This is a genomic window from Rhodoferax sp. GW822-FHT02A01, assembly GCF_038784515.1.
In the GTDB taxonomy this organism is placed as follows: Bacteria; Pseudomonadota; Gammaproteobacteria; order Burkholderiales; family Burkholderiaceae_C; genus Allorhodoferax.
On sequence record NZ_CP152376.1, the window covers coordinates 3,818,797 to 3,835,090 of the forward strand.

Annotated in this window: 19 protein-coding genes; 17 read left to right on the top strand and 2 right to left on the bottom strand. The window is 53.7% G+C overall.

The window, feature by feature from the left end; translation table 11 throughout:
- The first annotated feature begins 4 nt into the window (after nt 1–4).
- The 4 genes from phnE to phnX are packed head-to-tail and all read left to right on the top strand — an operon-like array spanning nt 5 to nt 3,816.
- Nucleotides 5–820, top strand: coding sequence for a phosphonate ABC transporter, permease protein PhnE (gene phnE, locus AAGF34_RS17985; protein WP_342617083.1), 816 nt, complete (start codon nt 5–7; stop codon nt 818–820).
- Entirely contained in the window at nt 796–1,884 is a 1,089-nt protein-coding gene (locus AAGF34_RS17990; protein WP_342617084.1) for an iron-containing alcohol dehydrogenase, read from the top strand. The genes phnE and AAGF34_RS17990 overlap by 25 nt, the downstream gene beginning before the upstream one ends.
- Complete coding sequence (locus tag AAGF34_RS17995) at nt 1,871–3,013, top strand: TIGR03364 family FAD-dependent oxidoreductase (protein ID WP_342617085.1); 1,143 nt, start codon at nt 1,871–1,873, stop codon at nt 3,011–3,013. The genes AAGF34_RS17990 and AAGF34_RS17995 overlap by 14 nt, the downstream gene beginning before the upstream one ends.
- Nucleotides 3,010–3,816, top strand: a complete 807-nt coding sequence (phnX, locus tag AAGF34_RS18000) for a phosphonoacetaldehyde hydrolase (RefSeq protein WP_342617086.1) — start codon at nt 3,010–3,012, stop codon at nt 3,814–3,816. The genes AAGF34_RS17995 and phnX overlap by 4 nt, the downstream gene beginning before the upstream one ends.
- Nucleotides 3,817–3,855: 39 nt before the next feature.
- Here the strand turns inward: phnX and AAGF34_RS18005 are convergent, their stop codons facing one another.
- Nucleotides 3,856–4,335 (bottom strand): VOC family protein, encoded by a 480-nt coding sequence (locus AAGF34_RS18005; protein ID WP_342617087.1) that lies wholly within the window; start codon nt 4,333–4,335, stop codon nt 3,856–3,858.
- Nucleotides 4,336–4,678: 343 nt separating this feature from the next.
- On the opposite strand from AAGF34_RS18005, the gene AAGF34_RS18010 reads away from it, so the two are divergent.
- Nucleotides 4,679–5,542, top strand: coding sequence for a methyltransferase domain-containing protein (locus AAGF34_RS18010; protein ID WP_342617088.1), 864 nt, complete (start codon nt 4,679–4,681; stop codon nt 5,540–5,542).
- Nucleotides 5,543–5,917: 375 nt separating this feature from the next.
- On the opposite strand, the gene AAGF34_RS18015 is transcribed toward AAGF34_RS18010, so the two are convergent.
- A complete protein-coding gene (locus tag AAGF34_RS18015; RefSeq protein WP_342617089.1) occupies nt 5,918–6,607 on the bottom strand; it encodes a hypothetical protein in 690 nt (229 codons plus the stop codon).
- 525 nt (nt 6,608–7,132) lie between these two features.
- Here AAGF34_RS18015 and AAGF34_RS18020 point away from each other — a divergent pair.
- From AAGF34_RS18020 to AAGF34_RS18075, 12 genes are all read left to right on the top strand, one after another.
- Nucleotides 7,133–7,723 carry a hypothetical protein gene (locus AAGF34_RS18020; RefSeq protein ID WP_342617090.1) on the top strand — a complete coding sequence of 197 codons (591 nt, stop codon included), beginning with the start codon at nt 7,133–7,135 and terminating at the stop codon, nt 7,721–7,723.
- Between the two features lie 173 nt (nt 7,724–7,896).
- Nucleotides 7,897–8,307, top strand: a complete 411-nt coding sequence (locus AAGF34_RS18025) for a hypothetical protein (protein ID WP_342617091.1) — start codon at nt 7,897–7,899, stop codon at nt 8,305–8,307.
- 307 nt (nt 8,308–8,614) lie between these two features.
- Complete coding sequence (locus tag AAGF34_RS18030) at nt 8,615–9,061, top strand: hypothetical protein (RefSeq protein ID WP_342617092.1); 447 nt, start codon at nt 8,615–8,617, stop codon at nt 9,059–9,061.
- A gap of 76 nt (nt 9,062–9,137) precedes the next feature.
- Nucleotides 9,138–9,476, top strand: a complete 339-nt coding sequence (locus tag AAGF34_RS18035) for a hypothetical protein (RefSeq protein ID WP_342617093.1) — start codon at nt 9,138–9,140, stop codon at nt 9,474–9,476.
- Nucleotides 9,477–10,009: 533 nt separating this feature from the next.
- A complete protein-coding gene (locus AAGF34_RS18040; RefSeq protein WP_342617094.1) occupies nt 10,010–10,543 on the top strand; it encodes a hypothetical protein in 534 nt (177 codons plus the stop codon).
- A 353-nt stretch (nt 10,544–10,896) separates the two neighbouring features.
- Nucleotides 10,897–11,259, top strand: coding sequence for a hypothetical protein (locus AAGF34_RS18045; RefSeq protein WP_342617095.1), 363 nt, complete (start codon nt 10,897–10,899; stop codon nt 11,257–11,259).
- Nucleotides 11,260–11,710: 451 nt separating this feature from the next.
- Complete coding sequence (locus AAGF34_RS18050) at nt 11,711–12,565, top strand: hypothetical protein (RefSeq protein WP_342617096.1); 855 nt, start codon at nt 11,711–11,713, stop codon at nt 12,563–12,565.
- Nucleotides 12,566–12,649: 84 nt separating this feature from the next.
- On the top strand, nt 12,650–12,934 hold the full coding sequence (locus tag AAGF34_RS18055) for an Imm27 family immunity protein (protein ID WP_342617097.1): 285 nt from the start codon (nt 12,650–12,652) through the stop codon (nt 12,932–12,934).
- 729 nt (nt 12,935–13,663) lie between these two features.
- Nucleotides 13,664–13,969: a hypothetical protein gene (locus AAGF34_RS18060; protein ID WP_342617098.1), complete on the top strand. Its 306-nt coding sequence runs from the start codon at nt 13,664–13,666 to the stop codon at nt 13,967–13,969.
- Between the two features lie 64 nt (nt 13,970–14,033).
- Entirely contained in the window at nt 14,034–14,495 is a 462-nt protein-coding gene (locus AAGF34_RS18065) for a hypothetical protein (protein ID WP_342617099.1), read from the top strand.
- Between the two features lie 241 nt (nt 14,496–14,736).
- Nucleotides 14,737–15,183, top strand: coding sequence for a hypothetical protein (locus AAGF34_RS18070; protein WP_342617100.1), 447 nt, complete (start codon nt 14,737–14,739; stop codon nt 15,181–15,183).
- A 162-nt stretch (nt 15,184–15,345) separates the two neighbouring features.
- The gene (locus AAGF34_RS18075) at nt 15,346–16,068 is read left to right on the top strand and encodes a hypothetical protein (protein ID WP_342617101.1); all 723 of its coding nucleotides are present in this window, start codon (nt 15,346–15,348) and stop codon (nt 16,066–16,068) included.
- Nucleotides 16,069–16,294 lie beyond the last annotated feature (226 nt).

The window sequence follows — 16,294 nt, forward strand, 5'->3', positions numbered from 1 at the left end:
GCTCATGACTGCTTCCACAGCTGCTTCTCCCAAACTCCAGACGCTGCTGAACCAGGCCGCGTCCAGCCGTTCGGGCTGGCAGACCCAACTGGGCTGGCTGGTGGTGCTGGCCGTGCTGGTGTGGTCCTGGCGTGGCGCCGAAATGCGCCCGCTGGACCTGCTGCGCGACGCGGGCAACATGGGCACCTTTGCGCGGGAGTTCTTCCCACCCAATTTCCACGACTGGCGCATCTATCTGCAAGAGATGCTGGTTACCCTGCACATTGCCGTGTGGGGAACCGTGCTGGCCATCATCGCGGCCGTGCCATTGGGCCTGCTGAGCGCGCACAACGTGTCGCCGCCCTGGGTGTACCAGCCCGTGCGCCGCATCATGGACGCGTGCCGAGCCATCAACGAAATGGTGTTTGCCATGCTCTTCATCGTGGCCGTGGGCCTGGGGCCATTTGCGGGTGTGCTGGCGCTGTTCGTACACACGGCAGGTACGTTGGGCAAGCTGTTTTCCGAGGCGGTGGAGGCCATAGACCCGCGCCCTGTGGAAGGCATACGCGCCACCGGCGCGCATAAGCTGGCCGAGCTGGCCTACGGTGTCATCCCGCAGGTGATGCCGCTGTGGCTGTCGTATTCGCTGTACCGCTTCGAGTCCAATGTGCGTTCGGCTTCCGTGGTCGGCATGGTGGGGGCGGGTGGCATTGGCGTGGTGCTGTATGAGGTGATCCGCAGCTTCCAGTACGCGCAGACCTGCGCCGTGCTGCTGATGCTGGTGGTCACGGTGACACTGATCGACGTGTTCTCCGCATGGCTGCGCAACCGTTTCATCTAGGCTGGTACAACCCCGTGCGCGTGCACTGGGGCGTGGACTGTTTTCAGACGCTGCAGGCCAGCGGCCCGGTGGTAGTGCTGGCTGACCGCGCGGCGCTCAGCTATGAGAACGAGACCCTGCTGGTCGAGCGCCTGGGCGCGCACTGCAAGGGCTGGAGCTGGTTCATGGGCGGACTGGCTTCTGTGGCGCAGGCGCAGGCGCTGTGCGAGTCGCTCTGGCCAGTGATGACCGAATACCTCGAAGCTACCGTGGTCGCCATAGGCGGCGGCTCCACGCTGGACCTGGCCAAGGTGTTGCGCTTTCGCATGCGCAACGTGGCAGACGCTGCGCAATGCTGGCGGGCCAACCGCGTGCCCGAAGATGTTGTGCGCCATCCGTTGGTGCTGGTGACCACCACGGCTGGCACCGGCAGCGAAGTGACCCGCTGGGCCACGGTATGGGATACCGAGGTGCCGGAGCCCGCCAAGCTGTCATGGTCCCCGGCCGACGGATTTGCCGAGCATGCCTATGTGGACCCGGCCCTGACGCTGAGCTGCCCGGTGCGCCAGACGCGCGACTGCGCGCTCGATACCCTGGCCCATGCGCTGGAGTCGCTCTGGAATCGCCACGCCACACCGCTGAGCGAAGCGTTGGCGGTGGACGCGGCTCAGCTGGTGCTGCACACCTTGCCCACGCTTCTGGCGCAGCCGCGTGACCTGGATGCGCGCACGGCCATGGCGCGCGCCAGCCTGCTGGCCGGCATGGCCATGTCGCAAACCCAGACAGCGCTGGCGCATGCGCTGTCTTACGAATTGACACTGCAGGAAGGCATGCCGCATGGCGAGGCCTGCGCCATCTGGCTGCCCATGGTGTGGGAACTGGCGCTGCATTGCACACCGCAATGCGATGTGGCCTTGGGACGCGTGTGGGGCGGTGCAGCGCAGGACGGAGCCGCGCAATTGCATCGCTGGCTGCAGAGCCTGGAGGTGCAGCCGCGTGACCTGCGCGAAAGTGCCTCTGGTCTTGCCGTGCTGAACACAGAAATGCGGTCCGCCCGCGGAAGGAATTTCATTGCAAGCAACTGAAGTCTCGGACAACGCGTCTGATCTGGTCGTTGTGGGTGCCGGCATTGTGGGACTGGCCTGCGCTTTGGTCGCTGTGGAGCAGGGGCTGCAGGTGCAGGTGGTAGACCGTGAACCGGTGTGCACCGGTGCGTCCATTCGCAACTTCGGCTTTGTCACGGTGACCGGCCAGGCCATAGGCGCTACCTGGCAACGCGCCCGCCGCTCCCGCGATATCTGGGCCCATGTGGCGCAACAGGCGGGCATCCATGTGGAGCATGCCGGGCTGTACGTGCTGGCGCAGCGTGCGGAAGCAGAGGGCGTGTTGCAGGAGCTGCTGCAGACGCCGGAAGGCATTGCGCTGGAATGGTTGGCGCCTGACACCTTGCGCCAACGTGCCCCCCACCTGGCACACGCCCATATGCGCGGCGCACTCTATAGCCCGCACGAACTGCGCATCGAGCCACGTGTGGCGGTGGAGAAGCTGCGGCTGTATCTGGCGTCAAAAGGCGTACGTTTCCATATGGGGCAGGCAGTGCGGCAGGTGGAATCCGGGCGTGTGCTTTTGAACGAAGACGAGCTGCGGGGCGAGCGCATCGTGGTCTGCCCAGGCCCGGATATCCGCACCCTGTTTCCGCAGGCTTTTGCCCGCCACCAAACCCAGCTGTGCCAGCTGCAGATGCTGCGCATACGGCCGCCTGAGGGCTATCGACTGGGAGCTGGTGTGATGAGTGATCTGAGCCTGGGGCGCTACCGCGGCTACAGCGAGCTGCCCGGAGCCCAGCGCCTGGCGGACCGGCTGCAGCAGGAGATGCCGCAGACCCTGCACCATGGCATTCACCTCATCGTGGTGCAAAGTGCCGATGGTAGCCTGGTGGTGGGCGACTCGCACCAGTACGGCATGTCACTGCCGCCCTTTGCGCCAGCCGAAGCTGAGGAACTGATTTTGTTTGAGATGCAGCGCCTGCTGTGCCTGGGCCACTACCGGGTGGAAGGGCGCTGGACCGGTGTCTACCCAAGTGGCGCGCAGGACGCATTTGTAGAAACCGTGTTGCCCGGCGTGCAGGTTCTGAGTGTGACCAGCGGCACCGGCATGAGCACGGCGTTTGCGCTGGCAGAAGAATGCCTTCAAGGCGAAAGGATGGCGGTATGACGATACAGGCAGTGGTCTTTGATTGGGCCGGAACGATTGTGGACTTTGGCAGCCTGGCACCCATGGGCGCCTTTGTGCGCCTATTTGCCAACCATGGTGTGACCATCAGCATCGCGCAGGCGCGTGTGCCCATGGGCTTGCCCAAGCTGGCCCACATCGAGGCGCTGGGCGCCATGCCCGAGATTGCGGAGCAGTGGCAGCAGGCCAAGGGCCACGCCTTTACCGCGCAGGACGCCGCGGCGTTGTTGCAGGAGTTCGAACCCATGAGCGCAGCCAGTGCCATGGAGCACAGCGACTTCATCCCTGGCTTTCTGGACACCTATGCGATGCTCAAGGAGCGCGGCATTGCTGTGGCTACCACCACCGGCTATACGCGCAAGATCGTGACGCTGTTGATCGACAAGGCAGCGCGCGCCGGGTTTCTGCCAGCACGCGTGATCTGCTGCGACGACGTGGCACAAAGCCGCCCCAGTCCGCTAGGCATGCAGGAGTGCATGCAGACCCTGGATCTGGTGGGGCAGGGCGCCAGTGTGATCAAGGTGGATGACACGGTGCCCGGTCTGCAGGAAGGCCTGAACGCCGGTTGCTGGACCGTGGGCGTGGCTGCCAGCGGCAACGCGCTGGGCTGGAGTTGGGAGGAGTGGGTGCAGGCCAGCGAAGATGAACGCGATTTCGCGCTGTTGGACTCCTACCGCACGCTGCGCGAGGCAGGCGCCCACGAGGTGATCCACAGCGTGGCGGACCTGCACGAGGCGCTGGCTGCCATCGAGACACGCATAGCGCGCGGTGAACGGCCTACCTGATCTTGAGTGATTTGCTGATCGGCTCTTCAAGTGGAGCGGTCAGCCGCGGCGCGCCTTCTCGATCGCAGCGATGTCTATCTTCTTCATTTGCATCATGGCCAGAAAGACACGCTTGGCAGCAGCCCGGTCAGGATCGGCCATGGCCTGTGTCAGTGCCCGCGGCGTGATCTGCCACGACAGGCCCCACTTGTCCTTGCACCAACCGCACACGCTCTCCTGCCCACCGTTCTGGACGATTGCATTCCAGAGCTGATCGGTTTCAGCCTGGTTGTCCGTCGCGACCTGAAAGGAAAAAGCTTCGCTGTGCTTGAAACCCGGCCCACCGTTCACACCCAGGCAGGCAATGCCCATGACAGTGAACTCAACCGTCAAGACATCGCCCTGTTTGCCAGATGGGTAGTCCCCAGGCGCGTGGTACACATTCCCGACGCTGCTGTCCGGAAAGGTCTTGGCGTAAAACTGCGCGGCTTCCAATGCGGTGCCGTCATACATCAGGCAGATTGTGTTTTTGCTGGTCATCTGGATTCTCCTCAGTGTTAGGTTTGTCCACGGAAACCGACGTTCATCTCACGCCGGCAGTTGCCTGAAATATGCCCGATTCAACGACAAATGTCTGCTGGGTATCCGTTTTATCGGCGGAGGTCGTTGAATGCCTGCGTGTACTTGAACAATAGGTAGCCGCAGTCCCTGCCAGCTATGGAGTAGCTAAAGCGGTCGCCGGCTCGGCTTGACTGCTAAGCCGCGAAATCACTCCGTTGCCACCGTGAGCTTTCAGGTAGCCTGGAGCAGCACCATTTTGAAACCATAAGTGGCATACTTTCAACGCGCTTTTGTGTGGCGTTACCCAAAAGGAGGCTCTCCTATGGCTGAACAGCAACCCCTATTTGACGCTGCGAAGTACAAAAATACCCAGCGAGAGCAATGGAACAAGGACGGTTCCGCTTGGCGGCGCTGGACTCCTACTCTTGAGCTTTGGTATGGAGATGTCACCCGCCAGATGCTTGCCGCGGCCCACGTTCAATCCGGCCAGCGCATACTCGATGTCGCGGCTGGGGCAGGCGAACCGTCCGTCAGCGCCGCAGAACGTGTTGGCCCAAGTGGCTACGTACTGGCCACTGACATTTCGGAGGGGATTGTTGAACTTGCACGCCAGGTCGCCTGCGAACGTGGCCTCCATCAGATTGAGACCCGCGCCATGGACGGAGAAAAGCTGGACCTCCCTGATGCTTCATTTGATGCAGTGTTGTGCCGATTTGGTCTTATGTACATGCCGCACCCGGTGAATGCCCTAAGTGAATGGCGCCGAGCGTTAAAACCGGGTGGGTGGGCTGCAGTCGCTGTCTTTTCCATGCCTGAAAGAAACGGCTGGGGTGCTCTGCCTGCCTCCATCATCCGCCAGCGGGCGCAACTCCCGCCCCCTGTTCCTGGTCAGCCTGGCCCGTTCAGTTTGGGAGGTGTCGGTGTACTTGAGGAACTATTTCGTCAGGCCGGATTTGCCAATCCCCAGGTTCGCACCGTTCAAGTGCCTCATAGAGCGGCAAGTGCGGCAGATTATGTGCGGGTCGCCCGAGAGGCCTTCGGTGGATTTAATGCCATGATGGCAAATCTATCCCTTGAAGAGCGCGAGTCCGTTTGGAACGAAGTAGAAAACTCCATGCACAGATTCGAATCGTCAACAGGGTTTGAGGTGCCGGGTGAGTGTCATGTAGCTTCAGCCGCCAAGTGAACGTGCGCAACAGTCGCGCCACTCGTTGCAGTCAATCCGATCAGGTTCAGGGCTAGGTCGGTTTTGCAGACGGCAAAACCCGTCGTGGAGCTAGTTGCTGCGAGCAATCGGGAGGACAAAGGCCGGTGCAGGATATTGTTCTGACGAAGGTGCGCGACCAAGCTGCCGTCATCCCCCGATTGCCATTGACCGCACTGGAGCAAGCAGGCACTTAACCAGAGCATCCGCCTCCAGCCCGTTGCTGGTGACAGAATGTCAATGAAGGTGTACCGCCGGTTCGTCGCGAAAGCTGCCATCGCGCAAAAGCGATTGGCGCTCAACCCCAATGGCAGAAGTTTGTGTTGTGATCGGCCGACAGCCGTCGGCAATGACACCTTAGTGGGCTTGCCACCAGGCTTGGGCTTTCGCGCGGTCAAACGTCGGCAGTAGCGCTTTCGTAATCTTTACTCCAGCAAGCGCGTTGAACTTTGACCTGAACAAGGCCTCATCCTTGACGAAATCGTCAATAACTTCGATTTCGAAAGTGCCTCCTGACGCCCCAGCTATTGCCTGATCGATCAACGGAATACTTGGTCCTGCCTTGAACTCGTCACCCTGACGTTCGCGCACCGTGGCGTTCACGTGGCCCAAGTAGTACACCCCCGGCTCTCCCACGGTGATGCCAGCGTGCAACGGAGCGAAAAAGAAAGCATTTATGGGAAAGGTGGAAGCAAGGCTACTCATCCCCACAATCTCATAATTCCCAGGGTCGAGTTCAAGTCGGAGGAAGTAGTTGCTGCCAATCGCAGGATCGTCCGACTCAGCTTTGGCCTTTTCGTCCATCGTAAAGTTCAGTCGATCAGTTGCATCCTTTGCGTTCGCCTTCTCGACATTGACCACCTTTAATTTGGGCTGCCAAGAGGTCTTGTAGGTATTTTTAATGGTGGCGGTCATTAGAAAAACTGGCTTACTTTTCTCAGTCAACTTGCCATCATCACTTTCAAACGCCATCTTAGTCCGTGTTGCACAGCCAGTGAGCATCACGAGAATCGCAAAGAGTGATACTGAGATGAATCTTCCGAACATGTATTTGACCTCCCAATTGTTTTGAGCCCAGATTTTGCCGTATTCTTGGCGTGTTCGTAGACCGACTTGGCACGTTTTCTACTTGTTCCTTCCCATCGAATCAAGGGTTGAAATTGCGCGCCAAAATTCGCAAGGCAATTCCCGTTATCCTTGCATTGTTTGTGTTCCTAGATCGGCACAAATGGTCAGCTGAGCTGCGAAGCCGGTCTTACACAACGACCTTACAATTGCGCGATACGATACGCCCGAATTTGGCAACATTGCCATCTGGTTTGTATTTATATCGAATCTGTCTCTACTTGTCGGGTTAGGCGTAATGACCTTTTTCGTGCGCTGCCCACTCTGTCACGGGAGCACCGTCACCAAATCCTTTCGAAAGGACTTGCCTGACTACTGGTCAGCGCATTGTCGGTCGTGTGACGTTCTATGGAACTTGGAGCTTGGAAACAGCGATTAGAGTTCGAGAGACTTCGGTTGTGCCGCGATTGCCGACATTCAAATACTCACCGTAACTGAACCTAACCTGTGAACGATTCGCTAGCTAATATGCAGTTACGTAGTCCAATTGCGTTTCTTTTTGCCATTGCAATGCCCCTTGTAATGCATGCGGCTGTCGACAATGATGGCTACGACGAAGACACCATTCGCGTCTCAGACATTCCAACTAATGCGCCAAAGTTTGCAGCCTATCCGGCAAAGGTATTCGCGGGGCCCAATGCGAAACTGAAAATCAAAAGTGATTTGGAAGCTCAACGATACAGAACGCGCCTTCGTGAATGGTCAACAAAAAAAGTTAACTTCGCCGGACATTACATCCTGGCTACTTGGGGTTGCGGAACAGGTTGCGTACAAATCATGCTTATCGACGCCAAGAGTGGAAAAGTGTTCCACCCTGAAGGTATAAGGTCCAACGTAGCAGTGAACGTCCATGACGATATGCTTGTAGGCGGCAGAAGCTGGTACGGTGAGGGCTCAGTTCACTTTCAATCAAACAGTGAATTACTGGTGCTCGTAGGAGCGCCCGAAGAGGATATGAAGCGTAGGGGAATCTCATACTACGTGTGGCACAACGATGAACTAAAACTGGTTCAACAGGTTGCAAAGATGGACCCGTAGCGTCATTTGAATGTCCGCTTCGGAGCACCGGCAAAGACCGCTTCCAGCACTCCCGGGTCCCCCGTTTGGGTGATGGTCAATGTACGACGTAAGTGTCAGAATGGCCGCGAAACCGGTCTTACGACGTTACCCTCCAGCTTGATACGAATTTGGTAATAACCACAGGAAATCCAATGTCCTTTACCCGTACCGCGCTTAGAGTTGCACTCTTTACTTGTGCAAGCGCAGCCTTTGCCGTTGACCAAATTCCACCGGAATTGGTCGGTGTCTGGGCGGTCGACGGCGCTGTCCTGAACGGTCAACTGCTATTCGAAGGCCAAGCAATGTATCTCGGCGCGGATGGTGTTGGCGCTATCGTTGGCGGCCCGCCGCCAATCGGAGTCAAGATTATCGCAACCTTCGATGCACAAAAGAACACGCTTGAGTTCGACGCATACGAAGGTAAACAACGAGGCCCACACGGCTCGGTTACTTTCGACCCAAAATCCAAAACCATAGATTCCGGTGCGCCAAAGCATGACGAATTGCACCGTAGATTCGACACCTTCCCAGATGAAACAAAGCGTGCGCTTGGCCTCATGTAACGGCGGCTGCATTGGCACTGTTGCCGGGTGCAAGGCCCGACCTATCATTGCGCTGGGCCTTCGCGATACACAGCGCAGGCTGGTGCATTAAACGTTGACTGACTGTTGTCTGGAAATTTGGCTGTCGACTTCCAGCCCGTTGCTGGTGGCAGAATGGCAAAGGAGGTGTATCACGGGTTTGCCGCGAAAGCGGTATTCCGATGAGTTCACCCGTTTGGGGGATGTTCAGCCCAAGCCCGACGGTCACAATGACCTGGAATCGACATCTAAAGCCAACCTTTCTGTTTTCCCGTTGAGGATGAATCCCATGAGTTTTCGTTTGATATTTGCATTTTTCGTTTCATCATTGGTCGCAACATCAACTGTCGCGGGAGTTTATTCAGACACAATGGGGAAGTGCTTAGTTAGCTCGACTACCGATCAAGATAAAGCGGTTCTGGTCAAATGGATGTTCTCGGAAATGGCCCTACACCCAGCTATCGTAAGCATGACGGTCGTGACACCTGCACAGCGGAATGAGTTAAATAAACTGGCGGGCCAGTTGTTCAATAAACTACTTACTGTTGACTGTAAAAAAGAGAGCAGCGAGGCCATTCGTTACGAAGGACCGGCTGCAATGCAGTCAAGCTTTCAACTATTGGGCCAGGTTGCTGTTGCCTCTTTGATGAACCATCCTGCGGTTGCAGCCGGATTCAATGAATTTGGAAAATATATGGACCTAAAGGCGATTGGCGAGTTGTCACATGGCAACTGAGGAGTCGACCTCCAGCCAGTATCAGGATTCTGCTTGGCCGCGATAGCGGTCTTTGAGTGTCAATCTCTAGAACGATATGTCCCTTACTTCCATTCAAGAAATCTGCAAACTCAACGGCCACACGCTACTCGTTCCCGAAGGGTGGACTAAGCTGGGTATTGCATTTAGTACGCTTGGCCAGATGCCAATTAATGGCCTACGGATTCCTGCGGAAGGGAATACAAATGGCTGGTATCTTTGGTGTGGCGGAGAGCCATCAAAGGCTGAAGACTTTTATTCCCCACTTCACGTTGAGCATATCGATAGGCACCTCCCGCAAGTTCGTGAATATCTTGTGCTTCCACCTGGCTACCGATTCCTCATCGACGACAGCGGCCATCAGGACGTATGGTTTGACGAAGCACTTTTGGGTTGAATCGGAATGAACACGGTGGGCAATCTGGGGTACTCTTATGCCGCGGAAGCGGACATTGCCTAAGGCACATTCGCGCGTTGAGGGCATCTGACTACTATGCGGCTATCCTTGCGAGATGGAGTAGGGAATGAGTACTCACGCTTTTATTGTTAAGTCAGCAAAATATCGCCACCGCCGTGCGATTGGCTTGGTCTTTTGCTCCATTGGCATTTGGGGAGGGTTGATGCTACTGACACTGTGGATGTGGCCGGTTGCACCTATCTTCATGACCGTTCTTTGTTATGGCATTTGGCGAATGCAATTTTCGTGTCCATCATGTCAAACGCCATATTTTTACGAGATGAGAGGACTAATTGTTTGGCCCAAACGCCTCGGGACCAAGTGCCGGTCATGTGGCTTTCCATCAGATAAAGTATGGGCCTCCAACGAATAAACGTAATCGGTGTTTTACGCCTCAAATGGTGGGACTTCAGCCATGCCGCGAAAGCAGTGGGTCAAGGCGAGCAGCTTAAAAACTGAGACACGGTAACAATATGAAAGAACGGATGAAACTCAGTAGACGGTTATTTTTTATCTTTGTCTTCGTTTCGTCACTCGGCATCTTGCTTATGACAGCATCATGTGCCAGTCGTACTGGTTGGGATAGCCGTCCCACTTATTCCTTTGGATTTGATCTCCGGTATGACAAACAGCACGCTGAGATTCTGGATTATTGGTACGGAAAATCAAGAACTAACTGGCGGCTTCATGCTGAAGAAGATTTGGTCAAGGAGGGTAAGACCTTGTTGTTTGAAGGCGTTACTGGCCCAATGGAGGCCGGTGGCTTACTGTATGTCAAATGGCGTGATACCGAGACCAAAACAGTCTATGAGGATACTGTCGATCTACGCAATCGTTTACCTAAAAACATGGAGGATCATGAGATCTATTTGATGATCAAGGGTTCTCAGCTATATGTGTATTTGGTATCTCCTGAGCGCCGTCCGACGAACATGCCTAGCAACGGTCCGCACATATATCGTTCACAAATAGTGACAACGATTTACCCGGACCACGTTGAAGACTAAATTTTCAAGAATGAAATTCTCAGCGCGTTTGAACGACCGTTTTGGTGCGTCTAGAGTGTCGGGTATCAGCCCTTGTATGTCTTCAACGCAAAGGTCACAATGCCGCGAAACCGGACTTTGCGGGGGCTAACCCGTTTGGGGGCTGTTCAGCTGTTACAAAAGCAGTTCTAATGCTTGAATGGTCCAAAATTGAATAATGGAATTTAAAAGTAAGAAGACCTTAGTCAAGGCATTTTTTTGGTTGCTGTACCTGATGGTTGCCGCGCTGGTAATTTGGTTCGGTCATCGTTTTGGTTAGCAGCTTGGCCGCGGAAGCGGTCTTTCAATACCAGAGTCCAGTACGATAACCAGAAATGAACAGTCCCGTCCCAAACCTACAGCTGCATGCCTATTCTGGGCGTGAAAATGGTCTCATGGTCGTTGGTGACGAAGATGCTCTAAAGGCACTGGGAAAACAGCTCTTGGCGGTTGATGCAACTTCACGTCACAGTTCAAGTGAATTTCCACCGTTGGTTGCAAAGCCTGGAACCAATGGCCCGTATAAAGACGTCGATGGCTTTCAACTTACCTTCCATTTAGACGTTGGTCAGCCAATCAAAGGAAATGGTATCCAGGCACGCAGAAACATGCCTCCCTTGCTCCTTCTTGCAGTGGCGGTGTGTGCCATCGTTGGGGCAGCGACCATTGCCCGCTGGCTCATTTCATATGCGAACTAATGCCACTACGCCGCGAGAGAGGACATCTCAGGCAATACTTCTGCCGGGTGATACTTGAGCGATGACAACGTTACATGAAGTCTTTGTGGCACTACTTGATGAAGGGACCCCGGTTTGGCGTTCAGTTCGGGCAAAACACGTCGCAGATGACGTCTACCTACTGCAAGGAAATGTGCCTAATGGGGAGTCTTGGCAGTTTTTGCCCAATACCAAAGTTCGATGCGAAACGCATAATTTCACGGATAGTGAGAACGGACTGATTGCGATTGAAGCCATCGACGTTTGATTTCGACTCAGTCTTCCATGGCCGAATCCCCAGCCCGCCACCGCCGCCGGTTTACCGCGGAAGCTGCCATTCGCAGATATCCCCCTAATGGGGGATGGTCAGGCGGCTAGAAGACGAAGAGAATAAAGCCGTCAATCATCTGAAATGCCAATTCACATACTTTCCATGCTCCTCACATTAGCAAAAGTTGGACTTTCTTTGAACAATTTAGTCCCAATGATGCGCAATTTGATTGTTTCTCTGGGACTACTGACTGCCTCAATGCTTTCTTTGGCTGATTTGATGGGAAGTTCATTTGTACCCAAGGAGGAATCGACCTTTGCAAAGGAGTTCTTCCAAAAGATTCAATCCAAGGACTTTGAATCAGTGAAAAGTCAAATTGACCCTGCATTAGCAAGTCAGGTTCCAGACGAGAAATTGATTGAGATTGCAGGCTACTTTCCCTCGGGAAACTTATTGTCGACGGAGCTAATTGGGTCTCAAGTCAATGTAGTAAATTCCAATTGGCAAGGGAACTTCACTTTCGAGTATCACTTCGAACACGGGTGGGTCGTATCGAATGTGGTTTTGACGCGTGTGAACGGCAAGCTCTTGGTCATGGGATTTCACGTATATCAGACCCAAGCGTCACAGAAGGAAATAAATAAATTTTCGCTAGCTGGCAAATCTCCATTGCAATATTCGGTATTTGCCTTTGTAATTCTCACTCCACTATTTATCCTCGTAACACTAATAACATCCATTAGAACGCCGATACCAAAACGAAAGTGGCTGTGGATTCTATTTATCCTCGGGGGCATTGGTACGATTAGTGTTAATTGGACAACGGGCGATTTCGGATTTCAAGTAGTTCAGTATCAATTGTTCGGCGCCGGCGCATTTGCAGCTGGGGAATATGCGCCCTGGGTACTTACGGTCGGTCTTCCCATTGGGGCTATTGCATTTTGGTTTATGCGAGTGAAGTGGAACAAATCAATAATTAGTGACCCACAGGTCAACGAAATAGCCTCCGCGGAATAGGTCTCTACGTGTTTTTAATTTGTGCAATATTCCACGCGACAAATCAGAAAACGTCGACATCACCGCGATAGCGGAATTTAATAAATGATTGACGAATACGTCGGAGATGAAGCGTATGTCAAAGCCAGTCAATTGACCAAGCTTGGCACGGACGCGTCGGGCTGGGATACTTACTTGCGAGATGAACGGTCAGGGGAGTATTGGCTTCTTTACTATCCGGATTCATATCAACACGGCGGGGGGCTGCGCATCTTAAGCGCACTACGGTCGCTGCATTTTTGGCTTCGCAGAATTGAATCTTTGAGTGACCGCTTTGGAGCGGCGGGAATGTCAACTACCAGCCCTTTGCTGGTGGCAGAATGCCATTGACGGTGTACCGCCGGTTCGCCGCGAAACCGGACTTTCACCTCGACTCACCCGTTCGGGGGATTCCTGCTGGCACTGTGCAAGGGCAGAATGTAGGTCTTCCCATTTCCTTTTCATTACGTGCACACAGATTTGAACAGCGCCACCTGTCGAGCCACATTGTGGGCAATACGTGTGTACCAGCGGTACGTCTCGCCTTTAAAAGGATTCGTCTGTGCATATCGCATGCACACAGGAAGATGCAGTTGCTCGGAAATCGGCTTCAGAGCAATTCGTCGATACGGTTTAAGAACTGGATTTGGAGTGCTTCGGATGCGGATGAACTTATGCGGAGTGGCTCATCAACGATTCCTCAGCAAAAAGCCATCGCTCTTTTTTCGCTACCAGCGTGGACACTGTGATTTGCCGATAGATGTTGGTTGCTTATCTTGCGGATGCGACCTAGCCTCCAGTTTCGGAAGTTGCGATATTCCCTGGAATACCAGAAGCCGCGGAAATGACAAGTACGTCTATATACCGCCTAATTCAGGAATAGGGAAGAAACACCGATGACATACATAGGACCCAGGTACGTCAGTAGTGCCGCGAAAGCGGACCCTGGGCCAGGTTTCGTGACCGTTCGCTGTCGCCACGGGACTGTCGGTAGCCGTTACATCGAAATTGCCGAAAGCAGCCATTCAAATTGGACGTCAGAATTGGATTTAAATCTTCCACACACTCCGACTTCAAACTATGAGTGAACAAAGAGCCGGTTCACTTTCCGATGCAGTTCGCAAACACTGGCGGAATTTTCTTTTTGCCTGGGTGCTTCCGTTGGTTCTTCTATTTGGTAGCCGCATCGCGGAAAAAGCAGGGCATCTGAACTTGTTCTTTATCTTTGTAGCGATGCCCCTTTTCTTTTGGTCGTCACACATTGCCTCTCGACCTTATCAAAAAAGACAGATAACATATTTTCATGCGGTAGTCTTGGGCTTAATTATCCCGTTTTTGGTCTGGACATTGGCAGTGATGTGCACTTTGCCGGTGGCGAGCACGTGACGCCTAAGCCCGCGGAAGCGGTCATAATAGTGAGAGCTTCAGTTGGCTACCATTGAAATACCAGATGTACAAAAATATCATTTTGTTCCTTGCAGTGTGCGCATCGATTCAGGTCAGTGCAGCGGAGCAGATGCTCAAGGGCACCTACAAAGTCCCGAGTCCATATTGCACGAGTAGTGGAGTTCCAGACCCGAAAACCAATGAATGGCCGTCCTGCCTTGATACCTATGATTGCTTCTCAATCAAAAATGTGAAAGGCAATCGCTACTGGTTCAGCGTAGAGGCGGTTCAGGCAAACTATCACTATTGCACTGCAACTGGCTATGCCGACCGTGTGGATGGTCAGTATGTATACATTGGTGACGGGACAAAGGCCACCCCAGACCTTACGTTTTCAGCCAAAGATGGACTTATAAAATTTCAAGGCAGTCGCGACCTGTGTGGTGCGCGAGCAGACTGGAGTGCGGTCAGCATTCCTATATCCACGCTTAAGTCACAAAGCGCCGTGAATTGCATAAAGCATTAAAAGGGTATGGGAGTTCACAGTCTGCATGTAATGGTAGTGACTTGGCTCACCCATTAATGGGATGGACACTCCAAAATATGAAAGTCAAAATTGCCGCGATTGCAGTCATTGAACGGGCTCCCCCAATTAGCGGATAGACGAGGCCAGATTGAACCGTCAATATTGACTGCAGCTGACGGCGGGGATTATCGGAATCTTCATATCATCATAAATTTCTGGGAATACTACTCAGTCAACTCCCATGTCAAACCGTTTTTTTAGACTTCATACAGCTGGAATGATTGCCCTTGCGTTCCTAGCGCTTGGTAGCTGCGGACGCCAACCGGAATCATCGTTTGCGCTTGCGAGCGAATCAAGACTCCCAAAGTGGTTCAATCTTTCACCCAACCTAGAGCGCACGAATGTCTCAGTGACGATGGACTACCAGATAAACTCTTCTGGCAGAACTGCCACATTTACTATGCGAGATGGAAGTGGAGCAGTTGTCTCAAAGGTGACGGGTAATCTAACAGGGTCTATACCGCTCCAGCGAAAAGCAAAGTTGTCCGGTCACCCAGAAGGTTATCCGGAATATGAAATTGTCACTGTCGGTGGAATCACCGAAATTATTGAGCATCGAAAGTTGGAGCCAGTCTTCTATGTCACAGACGATGCGGCAGTTATGGCAGAACTTTCAAGTCCTCGCTAAGGCAGAAATGCCGCGAAAGCAGACCTTTGCAAGGAGGAAGCAAGCGACGGGACAGTGCCAGCAGCGGTCTTCCAAAATTCTGCCAAAAAGCAGACATCGAATCTCCCAATCGGGGGAAAGCCAAGTCAACCTGCTATCTGAATCTCATTGCCAAAACATCTTATGAAAATCGGTGACCTTTTGATTCGCCATAAAGAAATCTTCGCAATACTTCCATTTTTATCACTACCTGCAGTGCCTATGGCGGGACCTGCCGACCCTGTTTCATCGGGAGCGCAGCAACCTGCAAAGGCGGACTTGCGTCCGGTTGCTACTGCCAACGAGCCAAAAACTGGAATAGAGTGGGCGAAGGCTGCTGACAATGCGGCGAAAAGAGAAGACCTCGATTACGCCTTCGAAGCGTGGGGACAGGCTATCGAAGCATATAAAAGAGAAGGAACAATTTCTGACAAATCCTACCTCTACCGTAACCGCGGGGTCCGATTATCTCAACTGCATAGGGATGTGGAAGCAATTGCAGCTTTTAACGAAGCTATCCGTCTCAAGCCTGACTATATTGAAGCCTATCGCATGCGCAGCAATTCCTTTCTTCATTTAGGGTTAACTGACGAAGCGAACGCTGATAACGCAACGGTTAGGCGGTTACAAATTAAAGTCGATGAGAAGCCATCCGGTGAGCAGTCTCTAGGGACGCAGAATTGTAAGGCGAAGTTATTTGCCTATACCATGGCTTTCTCAGACGCTCCTAATGTGGCTAAGCAAGCAATCGCGCAAAAAGCCATGGTCATTCTGAAACGCACGAGCGATGAAGATGTTTGCGCCAAAGCCAAAGCCCTCGATCAGTTATGGAGTGATGAATATGGGTCCACGCCAGCTAATCCATGATTTCGAAGGGCAGAGAGATTAAACCGCGATATATGGTATTGGTCGGCAAGTCGTGCGACGATGGTCCGGTTCCTCTATGCGAATACTTCTACTTTGGGTTGATTGTGTGAATTGGCTGTACTTCCGTAGGGGACCGGTTTCAGCCCTTGTGCACCATAGCCATCGGCATCAGAATGCGTCTATGCCGCGAAAGCCGACATAAGGGGGAAAGGCCTGGATGAAAATT

What these genes read in the sequence shown, in the direction of transcription:
- AAGF34_RS18030 (WP_342617092.1), top strand. Translation starts at nt 8,615, where the DNA reads ATGAGTTTTCGTTTGATATTTGCATTTTTCGTTTCATCATTGGTCGCA.
- AAGF34_RS18060 (WP_342617098.1), top strand. Translation starts at nt 13,664, where the DNA reads ATGAGTGAACAAAGAGCCGGTTCACTTTCCGATGCAGTTCGCAAACAC.
- AAGF34_RS18055 (WP_342617097.1), top strand. Translation starts at nt 12,650, where the DNA reads ATGATTGACGAATACGTCGGAGATGAAGCGTATGTCAAAGCCAGTCAA.
- AAGF34_RS18005 (WP_342617087.1), bottom strand. Translation starts at nt 4,335, where the DNA reads ATGACCAGCAAAAACACAATCTGCCTGATGTATGACGGCACCGCATTG.
- AAGF34_RS18035 (WP_342617093.1), top strand. Translation starts at nt 9,138, where the DNA reads ATGTCCCTTACTTCCATTCAAGAAATCTGCAAACTCAACGGCCACACG.
- phnE (WP_342617083.1), top strand. Translation starts at nt 5, where the DNA reads ATGACTGCTTCCACAGCTGCTTCTCCCAAACTCCAGACGCTGCTGAAC.
- AAGF34_RS18045 (WP_342617095.1), top strand. Translation starts at nt 10,897, where the DNA reads ATGAACAGTCCCGTCCCAAACCTACAGCTGCATGCCTATTCTGGGCGT.
- AAGF34_RS18075 (WP_342617101.1), top strand. Translation starts at nt 15,346, where the DNA reads ATGAAAATCGGTGACCTTTTGATTCGCCATAAAGAAATCTTCGCAATA.
- phnX (WP_342617086.1), top strand. Translation starts at nt 3,010, where the DNA reads ATGACGATACAGGCAGTGGTCTTTGATTGGGCCGGAACGATTGTGGAC.
- AAGF34_RS17990 (WP_342617084.1), top strand. Translation starts at nt 796, where the DNA reads ATGGCTGCGCAACCGTTTCATCTAGGCTGGTACAACCCCGTGCGCGTG.
- AAGF34_RS18070 (WP_342617100.1), top strand. Translation starts at nt 14,737, where the DNA reads ATGTCAAACCGTTTTTTTAGACTTCATACAGCTGGAATGATTGCCCTT.
- AAGF34_RS18010 (WP_342617088.1), top strand. Translation starts at nt 4,679, where the DNA reads ATGGCTGAACAGCAACCCCTATTTGACGCTGCGAAGTACAAAAATACC.
- AAGF34_RS18040 (WP_342617094.1), top strand. Translation starts at nt 10,010, where the DNA reads ATGAAAGAACGGATGAAACTCAGTAGACGGTTATTTTTTATCTTTGTC.
- AAGF34_RS18050 (WP_342617096.1), top strand. Translation starts at nt 11,711, where the DNA reads ATGCTCCTCACATTAGCAAAAGTTGGACTTTCTTTGAACAATTTAGTC.
- AAGF34_RS18015 (WP_342617089.1), bottom strand. Translation starts at nt 6,607, where the DNA reads ATGTTCGGAAGATTCATCTCAGTATCACTCTTTGCGATTCTCGTGATG.
- AAGF34_RS18025 (WP_342617091.1), top strand. Translation starts at nt 7,897, where the DNA reads ATGTCCTTTACCCGTACCGCGCTTAGAGTTGCACTCTTTACTTGTGCA.
- AAGF34_RS18065 (WP_342617099.1), top strand. Translation starts at nt 14,034, where the DNA reads ATGTACAAAAATATCATTTTGTTCCTTGCAGTGTGCGCATCGATTCAG.